A 20814-nucleotide genomic window follows, 5' to 3' on the forward strand; every position below is an offset into this window, starting at 1 on the left:
GTGCACGATATGGAGGGCATTCATGACGTCAGCAGTGGAATTGCGTTCGGTCGTCAAGCAGTACGGCTCCGCCGCCACTCGCATGACCGCGTTGTCGGGGGTCGACCTCTCGATCCGTCCCGGAACGTTCGTCAGCCTGATCGGCCCCAGCGGATGCGGGAAGTCGACGCTGCTGCGCATCGTCGCGGGTCTCGAAGAGCCCGACTCCGGCGATGTCGGTGTACATGGCGTCTCGCCGAGCGAGGCGTGCGCGGCGAAGCTGCTGGGCCTCGTTCCGCAGACCCCCGCGCTTCTGCCGTGGCTCGACGTGCGCGCCAACGTGGTGCTGCCCTCACGGCTGAACCGGGCGGCGGCACGACGCCGCCGACGCATCCTCGAAGAGCGAGAAGATGTCGCTCCGGTCGACGTCGACCTGCTGCTCGCCAAGGCCGGGCTGGGGGACGCCGCCCACAAACTGCCCGCCCAGCTGTCCGGGGGCATGCAGCAACGGGCCGCGATCGTGCGGGCGTTCGCGCTTCGACCGGACGTGCTGCTGATGGACGAGCCGTTCTCGGCCCTCGACGAGTTCACGCGCGAGAGCCTGCAGGACCAGCTGCTCGATCTCTGGGACGACCTCGACACGACGGTGCTGTTCGTCACACACTCCATCGCCGAGGCCGTCCGCCTCTCCGACACGGTGGTCGTGATGGCGCCGCGACCGGGGCGCATCGTCGACGTGATCGACATCGACCTGCCGCGGCCGCGTAACGCCCGCCTCTTCGAGGAGGGCCGATTCCACGCGTACGAGGATCTCATCCGAGAACGCCTGCATCGCGCGTGGCACATGACGGACGCGGCGTGAGGATCGTGATGCAGACTTCATCGACGACGATCGCTCCCCCTCAGCCGGGTGCCGACGCCCCCGATCTCCGCCCGAGCCCGCCGTCCGCGGCCGTCACCCGGATGCGCCGCATCTTCGCGCCGCTGCACCCCTTCGTGTGGTTGCCGCTCGCCGTCACCCTGGTCGTGCTCGCCATCGTCTGGGACCGCGTCGCCGAGAACATGCCCTACCTCCTCCCGCCGCTGGGAGCCGTCGGCGAGACCCTGGTGGCCGAGGCCGGCTATTACATCGCCAATGCCGCGATCACCCTCGGCGAGGCGCTCGCCGGTCTCGTGGTCGGCTTCGTCTCGGCGTTCGTCGTCGCGGTCCTCGTCAGCGAGCTTCCCGTGGTCCGCCGAGCCGTGCTGCCGCTGGCCGTGGTGTTGAACGTGACACCGATCGTCGCCATCGCCCCGGCCCTCGTCGTGGCGTTCGGGTTCGGGCCCCTGCCCAAGATCGTGATCGCCTCGTTGATCTGCTTCTTCCCGATCCTCATCAACACCGCGACGGGTCTGCGGTCGGTCCCCGCGCCGGTGATGCAGGTGTACCGCACGATCAACGCCTCACGCGCCGAGATCCTCGTGCATCTGCGCATCCCGAACGCGCTGCCCTTCGTCTTCGCGGCGCTGCGGATCGTCTTTCCGCTCTCGATCATCGGTGCCGTCGTCGCCGAACTGTCGGCATCCGGTGCGATGGGCGGTCTCGGGACCGTCATCTCGGTCGCCTCGTCGATGAATCAGCTTGCCGTGGTCTACGCCTCGATCTTCGTGCTCGCCCTGCTCGGCATCCTGCTGCTCGGCGCGGTCGTCCTGCTCGAACGCCGGCTGCTGCGCTGGCACGCGGCCGCCACGACCTGAGTCGGTCCCCACCGACCCACCGTCTCCCCGCGCACGCGCGTCGGGGTGCTCCACCCACCCTGCCCGAAACCCTGCACCGATCCTCAACAGGAGTGTCCGTATGCGTTCCTCGTCCTCTCGCACCCTTGTCCGCACCGCGGCCCTTCTGGTGGCCGTCGTCGCCTCCGCATCGCTGGCCGCGTGTTCCTCCGGGCCGTCCGCCTCGACGACCGAGGGCTCGGCGATCTCGTCCGAACGCTGTGCGCAGAACAAGGATGCCGGCACGATCACGTACCTGTCCGGCTACCAGTTCCAGTCCTCGGCGTCGATCCTCGAGTACATCGCTGCCGACCGTCTGGGCTACTTCCACGATCTCTGCCTCGACGTCACGCTGCAGCCGGGCAGCGGGGACACCGCACAGAACACCAAGCTCCTCGCCAGCGGGCAGGCCACCGTCTCGGCGGTATCGCAGCAAGACGTCATCCAGGCGCGCGCGAACGGGATCGACATCGTCGGCATCTCGTCGTATTCCGACGCGGGCCTCGACATCCTGATGACCAACCCCGACATCACCGCGCTGTCGCAGCTCAACGGCACGGTCGTCGGTCACAAGGGATACGTGCCCGCGACCGTGCGCGCGATGATGGAGTCCCAGGGCGTCGACTGGAGCTCGCTCACGCTCGTCAAGGAAGGGTACGACCCGTCGGTGCTTCCCCGGCGGCAGGACGGTCTCGCCGCCCTGACGGGGTTCATCTCCAACGAGCCGAATCAGCTGGCGGCTGCCGGTGACGAGGTGACCGTGTGGCAGCCGGTGACGTACGGCATCCCGGGCTCCATCGGCGCAATGGCCGTGAACCCCGCTTTCGCGGCGGCGCACCCGACAGCCGTGCAGGACGTGCTGCGCGCTGCCCTGCACGCCTACGCCTACTGCAGCGAGAGCGAGGAGCACACGAAGGAGTGCGTCGGCTACGCCAAGGACCTCAGCGGTGCCACGTACGACGCCGACCTGAACGCGAAGATCTGGTCGACCGAGACCTCGGTGATCGCCGCCAATCCGCTGCCCGGCGGGCTGCCGCTCGGCAGCATCGACGACGCCAACGTCTCGGCCCTGCTGGCGATGCTCCAGAAGTACGACATCGTCCCGGCCGACCTCACGCAGGGGCAAGCGGCCGAGGGCTTCGACGGCTCCTTCGTCTCGGCCATCTACGACGGCGGCACGCTCGTCTGGCCCGCTCCCTGATCCGAGCCCCGGGGGCTCCGGCCCCCGGGGGCCTCGATCTTCTTCCCGCGTAGAAAGGTTCCGCGTCATGGTCGCGAAAGAGTACGGCGTCTTCCTCCCGATCGGCAACGGAGGCTGGATGCTCTCCGAGACCGCCCCGCATCCGCAAGCCACGTACGCGTGGAACCGACGCGCTGCCGTGCACGCCGATCGCATCGGTCTGGACTTCATCATGTCGATGGCGAAGTGGCGCGGGTTCGGCGGGTCCACCGATCACTGGGGGCGTTCGCTGGAGTCGATGACCATGATGTCGGCTCTCGCCGAGGCCACCGAGAACGTCAAGATCTGGGCGACGATGCACGCCAACGTGCACAACCCGGCGGTTGCGGCGAAGATGTACGCCACCCTGCAGGACATCTCTGGAGGCCGCGCCGGCATGAACGTCGTGAACGGCTCGTACGCCGCGGAGTTCGAGCAGTTCGGCGAGTGGGACGCATCCCTCAGCCACGACGACCGCTACGAGCTCGCCGAGAAGTGGACCGAGGCGGTGACGCGCCTGTGGAGCGAGGACCGCGTGACGCTCCGAACCCCCTACTTCGACCTCGTGGAGTGCGAGTCCCGGCCCCACCCGGCAACGCGTCCCACCATCATCAGCGCGGGACGCAGCGACGCGGCGCGCGCCTTCCAAGCGCGGTTCGCCGACGGCGCCTTCCTCGCCAGCGACAGCCTCGACGAGATGCGCGAGCTGTCCGACGACGTGCACGCCCGGGCCGCCGCCCTCGGACGCCAGTGCCGCACGTACTCGATGCTCATGGTGGTGCAAGGCGACACCGACGAGGCGGCGGCGGCCAAGGTGGCGCAGTGGGGTGCGGGCCTCGACCGCGAGGCCCTCGCGCTCATGCGGGCCTCGTGGGGGATCGCCGAGGAACAGGCACGGGCGTGGGCCGCCGACGCCGTGGGGGAGGCGGCCTTCCAGACTCCCTACGTCGCAGGTTCCGCGCAGACCGTGACCGAGCACATCCGCTACATCGTGGCCGAAGCGCACCTCGACGGCCTCATGCTCATCTTCCCCGAGTACGACCAGGACATGGTGCTCTTCGGCGAGACGGTGCTTCCCGCCCTCCGTGCGATCGACGGGGCGGCGTCATGACGACGGCGCTCGAGACGGCCCAGACACAGTGGCTGCGGGCGGAAGGGGGTCGACCTGCCCTCGTCGTGGTCGACGTGCAACGCGACTTCGCCGACCCGGAACGCCTCGGCGACTACGGCCTGACCCCCGAGGCGAGCACCGCGCTCGCCGCGGCGGTCGCGCGCATCGCGGAGCTGGTCGATGCCGCTCGCCGGTCGAAGATCCCCGTGGTGTGGGTCGAGCTGGGAAGCGACCCCGCCGAGCCCTGGCGGGCGAGCCGCTGGCTTCGCTCGGGGAACACCGCCCCGCTCGACGATGAACCGTGCGTCGTCGGCACCGATGGCGCCGAGTGGTTCGGTGCGGTGCCGGTGGCGGGGGAGCGCCGCATCGTGAAGCGGGGCTACAGCGGTTTCGTCGGAACGGATCTCGCCGCGCACTTGCGCGCCGAGAACGTCGGGTGGGTCACCGTCTGCGGCCTCACCACGGAATGCTGCGTCGCCGCCACGGCGCAGGATGCCATGCAGGAGGACTGGCCCGTGGTCGTCCCCTCCGACGCGACCGCGGCGTACGAGATCGCCCTGCACGAGGCGGCGCTCACCACCATCGCGTTGAACGTCGCGGTCGTGATGCCGAGCGAGCAGGTCACGCACCTGTGGACGGAGCCTCGGCCGTGAGCGGAATGCACCTCGCCTACGACCTGTCGTTCACCCACACCGAGGGACGCTGGAATCAACCGGGCTCGTGGGTGGGGGCGCGTTTCCCCGACCTGCGGATCTTCGTCGAGATCGCACGTACGGCCGAGCGGGCGGGCGTGGACATGCTGTTCTTCGGCGACGGTTCGGGAATCCCCAGCACCTGGCGCGGGTCGATCGACACGGCGGTGGAGCTCGGCATCCAATGGCCCCGCCACGACATGGCTCCCGTCATCGCGGCGTTGTCGACCGCGACGGAGCGTATCGGGTTCGGACTCACCTACTCGTCGACGTTCCTGCATCCGTTCTATGTGGCGCGACTGCTCAACTCGCTCGATCACGTCACGGGCGGCCGAATCGCGTTCAACGTCGTCGCCTCGACGCGCGGCGCGGATGCGTCGAACTACGGGTATGCGAACCTCGTCGATCACGGGGAGCGCTACGAGCGGATGGAGGAATTCGTCGCCGTCTGCCAGGCGCTGTGGGACTCGGTGGAAGAGGACGCGATCGTCGCCGACCCCCTGAGCGGACGATTCGCCGACCCCGCCAAGGTGCACCCGATCGATCATTCCGGTGCCCATTTCACGGTGCGTGGTCCCCTGTCGGCGGCGCCGAGTCCGCAGGGGCACCCCGTGCTGGTCCAAGCCGGCAACAGCGCGCGGGGGATCGCCGCCTCCGCGCGATTCGCCGACGTGGTCTTCGGTTTCGGCGCAGACGTGGCGGGCCAGCTTCGTCATCGCACGGCTCTCGATGCCGCCCTGCAGGCCCGGGGCCGCGATCCCCGGAGCGTCGGGATCCTCTGGGCGATGCAGGCCATCGTCGGCCGCACGGCCGAGGAGGCCCGGGCCCGTCGCGACGCCGCGCTGTCGTTCTGGACCCCCGAGGCGGTCGGTGTGATGCTCTCGCACAACGCCGGGTACGACTTCTCGACCCTGCCCCTGTCTTTCCGCCTCGGCGACCTGCACGACGAGATCGTGCGCGCGAACGCCAGTCCGGCGGGGTTCGTCGGGGCACTCGTGGCCGCTCTCGGCCCCGACGTCGAGATGTCGCGCGCGGAGTTCTTCGAACGAGCATTCCTCGCGGCCTCGGGGATGGATCACACGGTCGTCGGGGATGCCGCGAGCGTGGCGGACCACCTGGAGGAGAACTTCGCGGCGACGGGCGCGCGCGGGGGGTACATGCTCTCGAGTCCGTCGGCCGCGCCCGCCGGGTTCCAGGACTTCAGCGAGCTCCTCGTTCCGGAGCTGCGTCGGCGCGGCGCGCTCGCCCCGATGTACGCGGGACGCACGCTTCGCGAGAACCTGGCGGTGTGAGGTGGGAGCGCGCCTCGACGGCCGCCGCGAGTGGCTCGTGCTGGCGAGTCTGTGCGCGGGGTTCTTCATGCTGCTGTTGGACAGCACCATCGTCTCGGTGGCGTTGCCCGACATCGCTCGCGACCTGGATGTGACTACCTCGGTCGCGCTCTGGGTCAACAGCAGCTACCTCCTGGCGTATTCGGTTCCCCTGCTGGTGGCGGGACGCCTGGGGGATCGATTCGGTCATCGGCGGCTCTACCTGGGGGGCCTCGGCCTCTTCGTCATCGGCTCGTTGCTGTGCGCGCTGGCTCCCACCGCGGCATGGCTGGTGTTGTGGCGTGCCCTCCAAGGGCTGGGAGCGGCGATCATGACACCGCAGTGCCTGGCGGTTATCCGCACGCACTTCCGTCCACCGCGCCTGGCGATGGCTCTCGGCGTATGGGGGTCGATCGGCGGAGTCGCGGCGGCGGCGGGCCCGTTGATCGGCGGTCTTCTCGTGCAGGTGTGGGACTGGCGCGCGATCTTCGCCGTCAACATCCCGATCGGCGTGCTCACTCTGATCGCGGCGTTCGTCTTCATTCCGCGCTCGACGCGGGTCGCGGTCCCGGTGGCCGCGTGGGCGGTCGTCGCCAACGCGGCGGGTGCGACGGCCTTCGTGATCGGCGTGCAGGGCATCGACGAGACGGCCGCCGAGGTGATGGGCGTCCCGCGCGCGGTGTGGATCGCCGTCGGCCTCGGTGCGGTGGCGGGTGTCGTGTTCGCGCAACGTCGTCGCGGCGACGCCGCGCTGCTGCCCGTCGGGTTGCTGCGCGAGCGCTCGTTCGTCGTGGCGTCGGCGGGAGCGGCGGCGGCGGCGTTCGCGGTGGGCTCCGCGGCGGTGCCGGTCATGTGGGCGGTCCAGGCCGATCGCGGGTTGAGCGCGGGAGCTGCCGCTGTGCTGCTCGTGCCGATGGGGGCGGTGTGCATCGTGGGTGCGCCGATCGCGGCCCGGTGGAACAATCGGCGCGGGCTGCGTTTCGTCGGTGTCATCGGGGCGACGTCGTTGGTGCTGTCGCTCGTGCTCACCGCCTGGCTGCTCGCGGCGGACGCCCCGGTGTGGACGGTATCGCTGTCGTTCGCGGTCTTCGGCATCGCGAACTCCTTCGTGTGGGCGCCCTTCTCGATCAGCGCGGTGGCGCACGTTCCCGCCTCGTTGCTCGGTGCGGCCTCGGGCGCCTTCAACGCCGTCAAGCAGGGTGGGGCCGTCGTCGGCTCGGCCGTCGTCGCCGTCGTGATGGGGTTCGCCTCCGACGCAGTTGCTCTCTTGGTGCTCGCGGGCGTCGCGCTGTTCGCGATCGTGGCAGCGGTGGCGCTGTCGTCCGCGCGCGTCGACTCCGGTCGCCGCTGGGAGGGGATCGTCGTGCACGGTGCCGGGCGCGGACGGGTGTTGTCGTATCCGACGGCGAACCTGCGTCTCGATGCCGCGGCGTCGTTGCCTGACGACGGCGTCTACGCGGGGTGGTTTCGCGCGCGTTCCTGGCACACGGAGCGCCCGGCGTTGGTGTCGGTCGGCACGAACGAGACCTTCGACGACGTCGGGCGTTCCGTCGAGGTGCACGTGCTCGACTTCGACGGCGACCTCTATGGATGCCGAGCCACGGTGCGCGTGGAACGGCGCGTGCGCGCGCAACGCAGATACCCCGATGCGGCGGCGCTGGTCGCCGCCATGCGGGTCGACGAACGGGTCGCGCGGAAGTGGCTGGAAGAACGGACGGTCGGTTCCGACCGCGGGGAGGGAACGGGTCCATGACGAACCACGTGGTTTCGCGCGCCGGGGACGCGTCGTGACGGCCGCCCCGATCCGATGGGAGCCGCTGTGCGCCGCATCCGACATCGCCGCCGCGTTCGCGCATGTACCGGCGGGGGTGGCTTCGGTGGCCGCGATGGTCGAGGGGGTGGCCACCGCGATGGTCGTCTCGTCGTTCGCGGCCGGTGTGTCTTACGAGCCGCCGATGGTCTCGTTCGCGGTCCAGCTCTCGTCGACGACATGGCCCGAGCTCGTCGGTGCGCCCCGACTGGGGGTGTCGGTGCTCGGCGAGGCGCACGCCGAGAAGACACGGCAACTGGCGTCGCGCGACCGGGCACGACGCCTCGACGACGTCGCGTGGGCGACGACGCCGACCGGTGCGGTGCTGCTGGAGGGCTCGCCCGTGTGGTTGGAGTGCGCGGTCGAGCACCGCTATCCCGCGGGCGACCACGAGCTCGTCGTGCTGCGCGTGGAGCATCTCGTGCGCCACGCCGATCGGGTGCCGATCGTCTGGCATCGCCGTCGGGCGCACACGCTGCGCGACGGATGGTGACCGGCGTCGCCTCGACGTGACGATGCCCCGGCGCGCGGCCGGGGCATCGTCTCGCAGCGGCGATCAGGCCGCCGTTGTCACCGCGAACTGCACGGAGCCCTGCGGGTCGACCTGTGCGTCGAGCACGCGGTCGTCGAGAACGGCTGCGGCCGCCTCGTCGAGGAAGACGCGGGCGCCGGCGTTCTCGACGACGGCGTCGTTGGGTTCGGGCGCGTCGACCACCGACAGCGAGAACTGCGACTCGGGCGAGCCCGCACCCTCGATCCGCACACCGCTCTGCGGGGCGTCCGGGTACTGGGCGGTGATGGTCTTGACGGCGGTCGTGGCCTCATCGGTGAGTGTCAGCATGCGCGACTCTCCTTCTTTGGTCGACGACAGGAGCCAGCCACGATGCCGAGAATCGGCGGCATCCTCAACCTGTGGCATCCATTGCCAGGGTTTTCCCACCGGTCGCTCAAAGACTCTCCGCGGTCAGGGCAGCAGCCCCGCGCGCCTCGCCCGCGTCACGGCGGCGTGCCTCGTCGAGGCATCGAGCTTCGACATCGCCGAGGCGAGATAGGACTTCACCGTCGTCTCGCGCAGACCGAGGGATGCCGCGATCTCCCCGTTCGTCGAGCCCACGGCTGCGCAGGCGAGCACATCGATCTCGCGTCGCGACAGGTGTACTTCGGCGTCGGCGGGGCGGGCGGGGGCGTCACCGGTGAGGGCGGCGAGGCGAGCTTCGAGATCCTCCAGTCGGCGGCGCACGTCGTCGTCGCCCACGCTCGCGGCGATACTGCGCAGTTGGGCGTAGCTCTCGCGGATCTCCTCCCGCGCAACGGGGCTCATGCCACTGTCAGGGGCGGGAACGCTGGCCAGCCGGCGCTCCACCTCGGCGCGGACGCGCAGTTCGGTGCCGAGTTCGCCGGCCACGTCGAACGCCGGACGCGCCTCGACCTCGCCGACCTGCGACTGTGCCCACGAGCCGCAGTAGAGCACGCCGCGCGCCGCGCCCGCGACGAGCACGGGGACCGCGAACAGGGTCGCGATGCCTTCGCCGAGGATGGCGCGGTCGTAGTCGTGCGTGATCGAGCGGGCGGTGCGGTAGTCGAGCGTCATGCGGGGCCGACGCTCCACGAGGGCGCGTCCTCCGAGGCCGCGCGTCGGGTGCACGACGAGTCCTTCGATGCTGCGGGTGCGGGCGCCGACGATGGTCGAGACGTGCACGGCGCCGTCGTGCTCGAGACCGCCGAAGGCGACGGGGAAGTGGGTGCGCCGAGCGAGCTCGGCCACGGCGTGCGACACGAGGGTCGCATCGTCTCGAAGAGCGGACGGTGCTGCCACGCACTACCTACTTCCGGGGGTGACGGCTTCGTCGCCGCGTTTCGTAGCGTCGACCCTACCACCGGGACCGTTCCCACGACCCCGGTCATCCCCCTACCGGCGCAGCGTTGCGCCGGTCGCATGAGGCAAGGAGGCCACATGACGGACAGCAGGATCGACCCCGCCCCCACCGGCGGCGTCGACTACATCGCAGTGGAGGAGTCCGCCCCGTTCCGGGAGCTGAAGAGACGGCAGCGCCGCTTCGTCTTCCCGCTCGCCGCGGCGTTCCTCGTCTGGTACTTCGTCTACGTGCTGCTGTCGTCGTTCGCCCCGGCGTTCATGGCGCAGCCGGTGTCGGGCGCCATCACCGTCGGGCTGCTGTTCGGGCTCGGCCAGTTCGTGACGACGTTCGCGATCACGATGGGCTACGTCGCCTACGCCAACCGACGCCTCGACCCCGTCGCCGAGCAGCTGCGCGACGAACTCGAAGCCGCGGAACGGGGCGCGGCATGAACGACGTCTTCGCCGGCGTGGCCGCGGCGGTCGAGACCGTCGAGAACAACCCCGTGCTGAACATCTCGATCTTCGGCGCCTTCGTCGCCGTGACGCTGTTCATCGTCATCCGCGCCAGCCGCAACAGCAAGACCGCCGCCGACTACTACGCCGCCGGACGCTCGTTCACCGGGCCGCAGAACGGTTTCGCCATCGCCGGCGACTACCTGTCGGCGGCGTCGTTCCTCGGCATCGTCGGCGCCATCGCCATCAACGGTTACGACGGCTTCCTGTACTCGATCGGCTTCCTCGTGGCGTGGCTCGTCGCTCTGCTGCTGGTCGCCGAGCTGATGCGCAACACGGGCAAGTTCACGATGGCCGACGTGCTGTCGTTCCGCCTGAAGGAGCGTCCGGTGCGCATGGCGGCAGCCATCACGACGCTCGCCGTGTGCTTCTTCTACCTGCTCGCGCAGATGGCCGGCGCTGGCGGCCTGGTGTCGCTGCTGCTGGGCATCACCGAGCGCGTGGGCCAGTCGATCGTCGTCGCCGTGGTCGGCATCCTGATGATCGTCTACGTGCTCATCGGTGGGATGAAGGGCACGACCTGGGTGCAGATCGTCAAGGCGTTCCTGCTCATCGGCGGGGCGGTCGTGATGACGGTGTGGGTGCTCGCCATCAACGGTTTCAACCTGAACACCCTGCTCGAAAGCGCCGTCGCGGCGTCGCCGAAGGGCGACGCGGTGCTCGCGCCGGGGCTGCAGTACGGAAAGAGCCCGTGGGACTTCATCTCGCTCGCCCTGGCCCTCGTGCTCGGCACGGCCGGTCTGCCCCACGTGCTCATGCGCTTCTACACGGTGCCGACCGCGAAGGAGGCGCGTCGGTCGGTGGTCTGGGCGATCTGGCTGATCGGCCTGTTCTACATCCTCACTCTCGTGCTCGGGTACGGTGCGGGTGCGCTCGTGGGTTCCGAGACGATCCTCGCCGCCCCGGGTGGCGTCAACGCCGCGGCTCCACTGCTCGCCCTGGCGTTGGGCGGGCCGTTGCTGCTCGGCTTCATCTCGGCGGTCGCGTTCGCCACGATCCTCGCGGTCGTCGCCGGACTCACCATCACCGCGGCGGCGTCGTTCGCGCACGACATCTACGCCAACGTCGTCAAGAAGGGCGATGTGCCGCCCGACGGCGAGGTCAAGGTGGCGCATCGCACGGTCATCGTCATCGGTGTGCTGGCGATCGTCGGCGGTATCGGCGTACAGGGTCAGAACGTGGCGTTCCTCGTCGCGCTCGCGTTCGCCGTCGCGGCGTCCGCGAACCTGCCCACCATTTTGTTCTCGTTGTTCTGGCGCCGCTTCACCACGCGGGGCGCCGTGTGGAGCATGTACGGCGGGCTCGGCTCGGCGTTGGTGCTGATTCTGATGTCGCCGGTGTTCTGGGGCACGCCCACGAGCGTCTTCGCGAACACCGGGGTGGCGATCTGGCCGCTGAACAATCCCGGGGTGGTCTCGATCCCGCTGGGATTCTTCCTCGGCTGGCTCGGCTCGGTCACCTCGCGCACCGCGGAGGACCGCCGTAAGGCCGCCGAGATGGACGTGCGCTCGCTCACGGGTTTCGGCGCCGAGAAGGCATCGAACCACTGAGACGCGGTACACCTGTCGGCGCCCGGTTCCGTTTCGGCGGACCGGGCGCCGTGGCGCGCGTGCTAGGCAGGCTCTCTCAAGGCTTCTGCGGCGACGGCGCGGTTCTCGAGCGAGAGCAGGTAGTGCTTCACCTCGGGGTGGCCGCCGTACTCGCCGATCGACCCGTCGGCGCGGACCACCCGGTGCACGGGGACCACGAGCGAGAACGGGCTGGTCGCGCATGCCGTGCCGACGGCGCGGGCGGCCCGGGGCGAGCCGGCCATGATCGCCACCTCGCCGTACGATGCCACCTCCCCGTAGGGGATCTCGAGCGTCGCCTCGAGAGCGGCGCGCGTGAATCCGTGCACGAACCGCCAGTCGAGGGCGACGTCGAACGTGCGCAGACGGCCGTCGAAGTAGTCGTCGAGCTGTGCCACGACATCGGCGCCGACCGCGGGATCGGGCTCGGGCAGCACCCCCAGCCGGTGGGTGATGTCGGCGCGGGCCTGTTCGAGTCCGTCGTGTGCGACGTCGAGACGCACGAGCGCATCGTCGACGAAGGTCAGGAGGACCGGCCCGACGGGGCCGTCGTACTCGGTGCTGGTGACTCTGTTCATGTGCCCATCTTCACGAGGGCGGTGCCCGCCCGCGGTGTCGTTCAAGCGATCGGTGGAGGATGCCGGACATCGGCCGCCTGGGGAGGAAGAGCCGGTGGCACGGCGTGTCGCCGATTACGGCGAAACTCGCCCCCACTACCCGCGATCCTTCGATGCCCGGCTTAGTCTGGCAGGTGTGTGGCGAGCTGAGGAGAGTACCGTGATCGGTGCCGACGGAGACGGTGCGGCATCCGTCGACCCGGCCGATCTGCGACTGTCCGAACCCGGCATCGTGGTGCGGCACGTCGCCGATCCCGAGCGCGACCGGATCCGCTCCGAGGCTGCGGCCCTGGGCGGGCGCTCGACGCTGCTGCGCTTCGACGACGCCCGCGACGCCGGCATCGACATCACCAAGGCCCACCCCGGATCCCTGCCGCAGTTCATCACCGGCCGCGCGACCATGCTGTCCAACCTCTTCCGCGACGAGGTGGCGCTGCGCACGGCCCGTATGGCGGCCGAGCGCATCACCGCCAAGAACGTCGAACTTCGCACCGCCCGTGGCCTTGAGCCCGTGCATCTGGCCGTGGGGCTCGCGGGCTGGAAGATCGGGGGAGTGGAGTGGTCGGCACCCGTGCTGCTGCGTCCGCTGGCGATCCGCCGCCATCACGGCGACTTCGAGTTGAAGCTGCACGGCGCGTTCGTGATGAACCCCGAGCTCGCCCGCGCATTCCGCACGCATCTCGGCATCCAGATCGACAGTGCCGCCCTCGCCGGCCTCGCCTACGACCAGGGCGTCTTCAAGCCGCAGCCGGTGATCGATCACATCCGGCGCCTCACCATGCACGTGCCCACGTTCGTGGTGCACCCCCGGCTGATCATCTCGTCGTTCGCCGACGTCAGCTCCGGCATGGTGCGCGACACCCACGATCTCGACGACACGCTGCTCAACGCCCTCGCCGGTCACCCCGACGATCGCGCGCGGGTCACGGTCCGCCCCGCCGACCCGGTGGTCGTCAGCCCCGACGAGCGTGCCCCGGCCGCCGACACGCTCCTGCTCGACGCCGACGCCGAGCAGGAGCGCGTGCTCGCGCGCATCTCGGCCGGGCACTCACTGGCGGTGCACACGCTGCCGGGCACCGGTGGCACCCAGACCGTCATCAACGCGATCGGCCAGCTCGTGCGCGACAACAAGCGCGTGCTCGTCGTCAGTGCGCGACGCTCGACGCTCGACGGCATCCGCCACCGTCTCGCCGGGGTGGGCCTGACCGGGCTCGCCGTCTCGCCGCACCACGTGCGCCGCGACCTCTTCCGCGCGATCGGCCGCAACGAGAAGGCCGAGCAGCCCAAGGTGGCCGAGATCGACGATGCCCTCGTGCGCCTTCGCACCGTGCTGCGCGACTACCGCACGGCCGTGACCGAGCCGCACCTGGCGCTGGGGGTCTCGGCGCTCGACGTGCTGCGCGCGCTCACCGCCCTGGCATCCCAGTCGCCGGCTCCCTCCACCGCGGCGCGCTTCGATCTGGCCACGCTCGAGCGTCTCTCGGGCCGCCGCGACGCCGCCGCCCGCGCCCTGGCGATGGCCGCGCGACTGGGGGAGTTCCGTTTCGGTCCCGACGACTCGCCCTGGTACGGCGTGAGCTTCACCCGCACCGAAGACGCGCGCGCCGCCCACGACCTCGCCGGCAAGCTGCACGCGCAAGACGTTCCGCGGCTTCTCGAACGCGGGTACGAGCTGATCGCGCAGACGCGCATGCGGCCGTTCCAGACCGTTTCCGAGCTCGGGGCGTATCTGAAGCTGCTGCAGGGGATCCGCGAGTCGCTCGACCGCTTCAGCCCCAGCGTGTTCGAGCGCCCCCTGGGCGAACTCATCGACGCGCACTCGCCGCGCCGTGACGCCTCGGCGATGAGCGGCCCCAACCGCCGCCGTCTCAAGCGCCTGTCGAAGGAGTACGTGCGCCCGGGCGTGCACGTGCCCGACATGTACGAGGCTCTCGTGCGCATCCAGCAACAGCGCACGGAGTGGCAGCGCGTGGTCGAGGCCGGCGTCACGCCCGAGGTACCACTGGGCCTCGCCGACGTGCACGTCGCCTGGCAGCGCACCGATGCTCTGCTCGGCGAGCTCGATCAGATCCTCGGCCGCCAGGGCTCCGACCGTCTCGTCACCCTGCCGGTGCAGCGCCTGGTGCGCACGCTGGCGGGCCTCGCGGCCGAGTCGACCTTCTTCGACAACCTCGTCGAGCGCGCGCAACTGCGCTCCGAGCTCGCGCGCCTGGGCCTGGAGCAGTTGCTGGTCGAACTCTCGGTGCGTCACGTTCCCGAGGAGCGCGTAGGCGCCGAGCTCGAGTTCGCCTGGTGGCAATCGGCTCTCGAGCACCTGCTGCGCACCGACCGTGCGCTGCTGGGGGCGAACACGAGCGTGGTCGACCGCCTCGAACGCGACTTCCGCCTCGTCGACGAGGCGCACGCCGCGGCGGCGGGGCCTCTCCTCGCCGCGCAACTGGCGACCCAGTGGCGCATCGGCATCGTCGACCACGCCGACGAGGCCGCGGCCCTCAAGCGCGCGTTGAAAGACGGTCTGCACACGGCGCAAGAGATCTCGGATGCCGCGCCCACCCTGCTGCGCACGCTCGCTCCGGTGTGGCTGGCGTCGCCGTACGAGGTGCCCGACGTGCCGTGGGACCTCGCGTTCGATGTCGTCATCATCGCGGATGCGGCAGCGCTCTGCCTCGCCGAGGCGACCCCGGCGCTGCGCCGTGCGCGCCAGGTCGTGCTCTTCGGCGACCCTGTCGTGCAGAAGCCCACCCCCTTCCGCGTGAGCGCGTCGATCGCCCCCGCGGCCGATGACGCCGATGAGGTGCCCTTCGATCACGTCTCGGTCTTCGAGCGCGTCGCGGAGCTCTTCCCCGTCGAGACCCTCACCCGCAGCTACCGCGCCGGAGGCGAAGACCTCTCGCAGCTGGTGAACGACGCGTTCTACGGCGGCGAGATCGTGTCGCTGCCGTGGGCGGGGTCGTACCTGGGACGCGGCAGCCTCAGCGTCGACTACGTCGAGGGCGGTGTGGGTGCGCCCGATCCCGTCAGCGGTGCGGTCGAGAGCCCCGACGCCGAGGTGGCCCGCGTGGTCACGCTCGTCGTCGAGCACGCGGTCAACCGGGCGTCGGAGTCGCTCATGGTCGTCACGGCCAGTCGTCGCCACGCCGAACGCGTGCGGGCGTCGGTGGTGAGCGCGCTGGCGGGCCGGTCCGACGTGGCCGAGTTCGTCTCGCGCGACGCGGCGGAGCCGTTCTCGGTGCTCACCCTCGAGGAGTCCGTGGCCGAGAGCCGCGATCGCGTGATCTTCTCGCTCGGGTTCGGGCTCACCCGTCACGGGCGCGTGCTCAGTGATTTCGGCGACCTGTCGACCCCCGACGGCGAGCGTCTGCTGACGGTGGGCATGACCCGCGCGCGCCGCTCGATGGTCATCGTGTCGTCGATCCGCCCGTCGGCCTTCGACGACGGTCGTCTCGAGCACGGTGCGGCCACCCTGATGGGGATCCTGGGCAGCATCGCCGCCCGCGGCCGTGAGAGCCGCCTCGAAGACCTCGCCGATCCTCTCACCCGTGCCCTCGCGCGCGAACTCCGTCGGCTCGGGGTCGAGGTCGACGTCGACTACCGCGGATTGCTGCCGCTGGTCGCGCGCTACCAGGGCAGGGCCGTGGTCGCCGAGAGCGATCCCGAGACGATCGGGGAGTCCCTGCGCGAGACGCTGCGCCTACGCCCGCAGATCCTGCGCCGCCTCGGCTGGCATTACGTGCGTGTGCACGCGTTCGACCTGTACAGCGACCCCGCCGGCGTGGCCGCGCGCATCGCGGAGTTGCTGGGGGCGGCACCCGATGAGGGCGGGTCGCCCGACACCACGACCGAGCCCCTCGATCTGTCGGGCTGAGCGGCGATGAGCGAGATCCCGGATGCCGGGGGAGCCGCCGTCCCGTCCGAGGCCCCGCCCGCACCGGTCGAGGTGGGCGGTTACGGCGTCCACGCCGCGCGGCAGCCGGTCGTACGGGTGCGCGGTGCGCGGCGCGCGAGGTTGATGCCGGCGCCGGGGACGACCGCCGAGCCGGCACCCTCTGACGACCCCGAGCGTGGCGCGGCGACCGCGCCCGTGGCATCCGGACCCAACGACGACCGCATGCGGCGCGACGTCCCCCCGCACTACTGACGCACGACAGACGACGATCCGCGGCGAGGAGGTCGTCCCCGGCGCGGATCGTCGTCTGTCGATGGCCCGTCAGGCCTTGTCGTTCTGCCGCTCCAGCAGGTCGCGGATCTGCACGAGCAGCTCCTGCTCGGTCGGCAGCTTCGGCTCCTCGGTGGCGGCGGCGCCGACACCGGCGCGGGCGGCGGCGATCGCCTTCCAGCGGTTCATCGGGTACACGAACACGAGGTACACCACGATGGCGACGGCGAAGAAGCTGATGATCGCGGTGAGCAGGTTCCCGAGGGGGAACACGACCTGCTGGCCGTAGATGCCCGTGATGGTGGGGCCGACCTCGCCGTTGTCGGCGGGCTTGTAGAAGACCTCGATGAGCGGGTTGATGACCGCGCTGACGATCGCGTTGACGACGGCCGTGAACGCCGCGCCGATGACCACGGCGACGGCGAGGTCGATGACGTTTCCGCGGAGGATGAACTCCTTGAATCCCTTGATCATGTCTTGGCTCCCCTCTGGCCGCCCCGATCCGGGCTCAGGATGCCGGGGAGGGGGCGGACGTCTTCGTTTCCGACTTCGATGATGTCGAAGAAGACGAGGAGCTGCCACCGCTTGCGCTCGACGAGCCGTTCGACGACGAGGTGCGCGAATCGGTGCGGTAGAACCCCGATCCGTTGAAGGTGACGCCGATGGATCCGTACTGCTTGCGCACCTCGCCGGCGCATTCGGGGCACTCGGTCAGAGCGGCGTCCGAGAACGACTGCACCGCGTCGAAGCGGTGGCCGCACTGCTTGCAGGCATAGGAGTACGTGGGCATGAGGGTTCCTTCGGGTGGTTCAGGCGGAGGGCGCGGACAGGGGCACCGTGCGCGTCGGGGTGACCACGCCCGTGACGGGTTGGTCGTGCACGTCACGCGGGACGTCGTCGAGCAGCTCGGAGTCGAAGATCACCGCGTACACCGGCGGGCACTTCTCCATCGAGCCGAGGGTCTTGTCGAAGTATCCGCGGCCCCAGCCGAGGCGCATGCCCCGCTGGTCGACGGCGGCGGCGGGGATGATGAGCAGATCGACGTCGTTGACGGCGATGGGCCCCAGAACCTCTCCGACGGGCTCGGGGAGGCCGAACAGGCCCTCGCCGATCTCGGCGTCGGGGGTGGCCACGCTCCAGTCGAGCAGACCGTCTTCGCGAGAGATGGGGAGCAGGACCCGGATGCCACGGGCCACCGCCTCGGCGACGAACGCGTGCGTGCCGGGCTCGGTGGGCGTCGACAGGAAGCACGAGACGCTGCGGGCCCCCAGCCGGGCCACGAGCTCGTCGAGTTGGCGCTTCACACCGACCCTCGGCCTCGTCGCGAGCGTGAGCGGACATGGTCTGGCGACGTTCGCGCAGATCTGCGCGCAGTGCGCGCTTGGCCTGCTCGATGCGATCCGGCATGCGGTCATTGTACGTGCGTCGCCGCGCCGGGTGTCGTCGGACCCCGCTAGGGTATGCCCATGCCTCATAAGCCCTTCAAGGCCGTCATTCCGGCCGCTGGACTCGGTACGCGCTTCCTTCCGGCCACCAAGGCCATGCCCAAAGAGATGCTGCCGGTCGTGGACAAACCGGCCATCCAGTACGTCGTCGAAGAAGCGACGGGTGCCGGTATCGCCGACGTGCTGATCATCATCGGCCGCAACAAGAACAACATCGCCAACCACTTCGACTCGATGCCCGAGCTCGAGGCCAAGCTCCGCGAGAAGGGCGACAGCGACAAGCTCGCCAAGGTCGAGCACTCGTCCGACCTCGCCGACGTGCACATGGTGCGTCAAGGAGAGCCCAAGGGCCTCGGCCACGCCGTTCTGCGCGCCCGCAGCCACGTGGGCGACCACCCCTTCGCCGTCCTGCTCGGCGACGACCTCATCGACGAGCGCGACCCGCTGCTCACCAAGATGTTGGAGGAGTACGACAAGCGGGGCGCCACCGTCATCGCGCTGATGGAGGTCGACCCCGAGCACATCCACCTGTACGGTGTCGCCGCCGTCGAGCCGACGGACGACGACGGCGTGGTGAAGGTCACGAAGCTCGTCGAGAAGCCGAAGGCCGAAGACGCCCCCTCCAATCTCGCGATCATCGGCCGCTACGTGCTCGGCCCCGACGTGTTCGACATCCTCGAGCGCACCGAGCCGGGCAAGGGTGGCGAGATCCAGCTGACCGACGCGCTCGAAGAGCTCGCGACCGGTGGCGGCGAGGGCGGCGGAGTCTACGGCGTCGTCTTCCGTGGCCGTCGTTACGACACCGGTGACCGCGTCGACTACATCAAGGCCATCGTGCAGCTTGCGTCCGACCGTGACGATCTCGGTCCGGCGCTGCGCCCGTGGTTCAAGGAGTTCGCGGCGGGTCTGTGACCCGAGTGGATGCCATGGACCTGTCGGTTCCCCGGCGGCATGGAGAGATCTCGATCCGCCTCATCCGCAACCGCGACGCGCGCGTCCTTCAGCAGCAGCTGATCGACAACCGCTCGTGGTTGCGGCGGTGGGAGGCGACGAGTCCCGACGGACCGGTGTCGTTCGACATGCGCCTCGGCATCCGTCGTCTTCTGCAGCAGTACCGTGACGGCCTCGGCGTCCCCTTCGTGATGGCGTGGGACGACGAGGTCGCCGGGCAGTTGAACGTGTGGGGCGTCGCCCGCGGCTCGCTCGCCTCGGCGACGATCGGGTACTGGGTGGCCGAGGAGTTCGCCGGGCGCAACATCACCACCGTGAGCGTGGCCATGGCCACCGACGTGTGCTTCACCGATCTCAACCTGCACCGTGTCGAGATCTGCATCCGTCCCGAGAACAACGCCAGCCTGCGCGTGGTCGAGAAGCTCGGCTTCCGATACGAGGGTCTGCGCCGGCGGTACATCCACATCGACGGTGACTGGCGCGATCACTACGCCTTCGCCCTCGTGCGCGAAGAGGTTCCCCACGGAGTGCTGGATCGGTGGACGCGGGGTCAGGTGCCGCCGGATGCGGCGCGCGTTCCGTCCGCTGACCGTCTTTGAGTGAAACCGGCGCGAGTCTCGGCACGACACGCGGGCGGATGCCGAGGTGTGATCTCTCGGTGACCTACCTTTGACGCATGGGTGGCCAGGTGCTGAGCGGTGGGGTGATCGTCTTCGTCGCGGTCGCCCTCTGGTTGGTCTATCTCTTGCCCTCGTGGCAGAGCAAACACCGCTTCACCTCGGCCGAGCGAAATGCCGTGCGCCTCAACCAGGCGTTGCGTGTTCTCGCCGAGACGGCCGAGACGCCCCGCGAGGTCCGTCTCGAGCTGACGACTCGCACCGCCCACCAGCAGCAGAAGCTCGCCCGCCAGATACGGGCGCAGAAGGCTCAGACCGAGCTCGCGGCCGCCAAGGCCCGTCTCGAGGTCGCGCGGCTCGAGAACGCCCGTGACCGCGACGTCGTGAAGGAGCAGCGCGCCGCCGCGCTCGAGCTCGCCCGCGCCGAGCGTGCCGCCGCCGTCGAGGTTGCTCGCGCCGAACGTGCGGCCGCCCTGCAGACGGCCCGTGCCGAACGAGCAGCCGCGCTCGAGCGTGCGCACGCGCAACGCGCCGCTGCCGTCGCTCGGCCCGAACTGCGGCGCGCGCGTGCTCGTCGTCGTTTCCGTCTGTCGGTGACCGCGCTCGGTTCCGCCGGACTCATCGCCTCGAGCATCGGCACCGCGCAGGTCGTTGCGGGAGCGGCGCCGGTTCTGCTCGTCGCCGGTTCCGCGGTGGTGCTGGCTTCGCTCGTCCTTCTGCGCCGCGTGTCGGTCGTCGCGCGGCGCGCCGCCGTACCTGCCACGGTGACCGCTGCCGCGCGCGTTGCGGCCGAGGTGCAGGATGTCGTTCTCACTCCCAAACCGCGCCCCACGTGGACGCCGCGTGAACTGCCGCGCCCGCTCGTGGCCTCGACGGGCTCTCGCGCGGCCGCGGTCGTCGACGAGCAGCTCGCCCGCGAGGCGCTGCGCGCCGCCGCCCGCGAAGAGGCCGCGCGCGAGATCGCCGCGCAGCAGGCGCCCACCCCCATCGAGACGGCGCGGCCCGCGGCCGCTCCCGCTCCCGCTGCCGCCGCCCCCGCGTCGCCGTACGCGACCATGGGGTACGTCGACGACAGTGAGATTCAAGAGCACGTGCAGCGGTTGCTGGATCGCCGCGTCGTCGGCGCTTGATTCGGCGGTATGCCCAGAGCGGCATGCGGTCGTGCGACCGCCCGTGCCGGTTCGGAGCAGCGCGATCAGCGTGATAGTGTTGA

20 protein-coding genes and 1 pseudogene are annotated in these 20814 nt (G+C 70.2%); 15 read left to right on the forward strand and 6 right to left on the reverse strand.

What is annotated here, in order from left to right:
• Positions 1–22: 22 nt before the first annotated feature.
• From QE412_RS00320 to QE412_RS00355, 8 genes are all read left to right on the forward strand, one after another.
• On the forward strand, positions 23–841 hold the full coding sequence (locus QE412_RS00320; RefSeq protein WP_307478705.1) for an ABC transporter ATP-binding protein: 819 nt from the start codon (positions 23–25) through the stop codon (positions 839–841).
• A gap of 8 nt (positions 842–849) precedes the next feature.
• Positions 850–1716, forward strand: a complete 867-nt coding sequence (locus tag QE412_RS00325; RefSeq protein ID WP_307478707.1) for an ABC transporter permease — start codon at positions 850–852, stop codon at positions 1714–1716.
• A gap of 100 nt (positions 1717–1816) precedes the next feature.
• Positions 1817–2935, forward strand: coding sequence for an ABC transporter substrate-binding protein (locus QE412_RS00330; protein ID WP_307478709.1), 1119 nt, complete (start codon positions 1817–1819; stop codon positions 2933–2935).
• Between the two features lie 67 nt (positions 2936–3002).
• On the forward strand, positions 3003–4064 hold the full coding sequence (locus tag QE412_RS00335; RefSeq protein ID WP_307478711.1) for an LLM class flavin-dependent oxidoreductase: 1062 nt from the start codon (positions 3003–3005) through the stop codon (positions 4062–4064).
• Entirely contained in the window at positions 4061–4717 is a 657-nt protein-coding gene (locus QE412_RS00340; protein ID WP_307478713.1) for a cysteine hydrolase family protein, read from the forward strand. The genes QE412_RS00335 and QE412_RS00340 overlap by 4 nt, the downstream gene beginning before the upstream one ends.
• A gap of 5 nt (positions 4718–4722) precedes the next feature.
• Positions 4723–6048 (forward strand): NtaA/DmoA family FMN-dependent monooxygenase, encoded by a 1326-nt coding sequence (locus QE412_RS00345; protein WP_307486939.1) that lies wholly within the window; start codon positions 4723–4725, stop codon positions 6046–6048.
• Position 6049: 1 nt separating this feature from the next.
• Complete coding sequence (locus tag QE412_RS00350) at positions 6050–7819, forward strand: MDR family MFS transporter (protein ID WP_307478715.1); 1770 nt, start codon at positions 6050–6052, stop codon at positions 7817–7819.
• Positions 7820–7853: 34 nt separating this feature from the next.
• The gene (locus QE412_RS00355) at positions 7854–8369 is read left to right on the forward strand and encodes a flavin reductase family protein (RefSeq protein ID WP_307478717.1); all 516 of its coding nucleotides are present in this window, start codon (positions 7854–7856) and stop codon (positions 8367–8369) included.
• A gap of 63 nt (positions 8370–8432) precedes the next feature.
• Here QE412_RS00355 and QE412_RS00360 read toward each other — a convergent pair whose 3' ends face one another.
• Together QE412_RS00360 and QE412_RS00365 are read right to left on the reverse strand one after the other, a co-directional pair.
• Positions 8433–8717 (reverse strand): Fe-S cluster assembly protein HesB, encoded by a 285-nt coding sequence (locus QE412_RS00360; RefSeq protein WP_307478719.1) that lies wholly within the window; start codon positions 8715–8717, stop codon positions 8433–8435.
• A 123-nt stretch (positions 8718–8840) separates the two neighbouring features.
• The gene (locus QE412_RS00365; protein ID WP_307478722.1) at positions 8841–9692 is read right to left on the reverse strand and encodes a helix-turn-helix transcriptional regulator; all 852 of its coding nucleotides are present in this window, start codon (positions 9690–9692) and stop codon (positions 8841–8843) included.
• A gap of 138 nt (positions 9693–9830) precedes the next feature.
• Between QE412_RS00365 and QE412_RS00370 the strand changes: the two genes are divergently transcribed.
• A complete protein-coding gene (locus QE412_RS00370) occupies positions 9831–10184 on the forward strand; it encodes a DUF485 domain-containing protein (protein ID WP_307478725.1) in 354 nt (117 codons plus the stop codon).
• Positions 10181–11797 (forward strand): solute symporter family protein, encoded by a 1617-nt coding sequence (locus tag QE412_RS00375; protein WP_307478728.1) that lies wholly within the window; start codon positions 10181–10183, stop codon positions 11795–11797. The genes QE412_RS00370 and QE412_RS00375 overlap by 4 nt, the downstream gene beginning before the upstream one ends.
• Before the next feature lie 62 nt (positions 11798–11859).
• On the opposite strand, the gene QE412_RS00380 is transcribed toward QE412_RS00375, so the two are convergent.
• Positions 11860–12393 (reverse strand): methylated-DNA--[protein]-cysteine S-methyltransferase, encoded by a 534-nt coding sequence (locus QE412_RS00380; protein WP_307478730.1) that lies wholly within the window; start codon positions 12391–12393, stop codon positions 11860–11862.
• A 199-nt stretch (positions 12394–12592) separates the two neighbouring features.
• Here QE412_RS00380 and QE412_RS00385 point away from each other — a divergent pair, with 199 nt between their 5' ends.
• Both QE412_RS00385 and QE412_RS00390 read left to right on the forward strand, forming a co-directional pair.
• Positions 12593–16297 carry an AAA family ATPase gene (locus QE412_RS00385; protein WP_307478732.1) on the forward strand — a complete coding sequence of 1235 codons (3705 nt, stop codon included), beginning with the start codon at positions 12593–12595 and terminating at the stop codon, positions 16295–16297.
• 6 nt (positions 16298–16303) lie between these two features.
• Positions 16304–16570, forward strand: a complete 267-nt coding sequence (locus QE412_RS00390) for a hypothetical protein (RefSeq protein WP_307478735.1) — start codon at positions 16304–16306, stop codon at positions 16568–16570.
• Positions 16571–16639: 69 nt separating this feature from the next.
• On the opposite strand, the gene mscL is transcribed toward QE412_RS00390, so the two are convergent.
• The 3 genes and pseudogenes from mscL to QE412_RS00405 all read right to left on the reverse strand — a co-directional run bounded on the left by mscL (position 16640) and on the right by QE412_RS00405 (position 17995).
• Entirely contained in the window at positions 16640–17062 is a 423-nt protein-coding gene (gene mscL, locus QE412_RS00395; RefSeq protein WP_307478738.1) for a large conductance mechanosensitive channel protein MscL, read from the reverse strand.
• Positions 17063–17096: 34 nt separating this feature from the next.
• Complete coding sequence (locus tag QE412_RS00400) at positions 17097–17378, reverse strand: FmdB family zinc ribbon protein (RefSeq protein WP_307478741.1); 282 nt, start codon at positions 17376–17378, stop codon at positions 17097–17099.
• A 19-nt stretch (positions 17379–17397) separates the two neighbouring features.
• Positions 17398–17995: pseudogene (locus QE412_RS00405) on the reverse strand (5-formyltetrahydrofolate cyclo-ligase).
• Positions 17996–18054: 59 nt separating this feature from the next.
• On the opposite strand from QE412_RS00405, the gene galU reads away from it, so the two are divergent.
• The 3 genes from galU to QE412_RS00420 all read left to right on the forward strand — a co-directional run bounded on the left by galU (position 18055) and on the right by QE412_RS00420 (position 20731).
• On the forward strand, positions 18055–18945 hold the full coding sequence (gene galU, locus QE412_RS00410) for a UTP--glucose-1-phosphate uridylyltransferase GalU (RefSeq protein ID WP_307478744.1): 891 nt from the start codon (positions 18055–18057) through the stop codon (positions 18943–18945).
• A 14-nt stretch (positions 18946–18959) separates the two neighbouring features.
• The gene (locus QE412_RS00415) at positions 18960–19583 is read left to right on the forward strand and encodes a GNAT family N-acetyltransferase (protein WP_307486941.1); all 624 of its coding nucleotides are present in this window, start codon (positions 18960–18962) and stop codon (positions 19581–19583) included.
• Between the two features lie 77 nt (positions 19584–19660).
• On the forward strand, positions 19661–20731 hold the full coding sequence (locus QE412_RS00420; RefSeq protein ID WP_307478746.1) for a large exoprotein: 1071 nt from the start codon (positions 19661–19663) through the stop codon (positions 20729–20731).
• The last annotated feature ends 83 nt before the right edge of the window (positions 20732–20814 follow it).

The organism is Microbacterium trichothecenolyticum, from assembly GCF_030818955.1.
Lineage (GTDB): Bacteria > Actinomycetota > Actinomycetes > Actinomycetales > Microbacteriaceae > Microbacterium > Microbacterium trichothecenolyticum_B.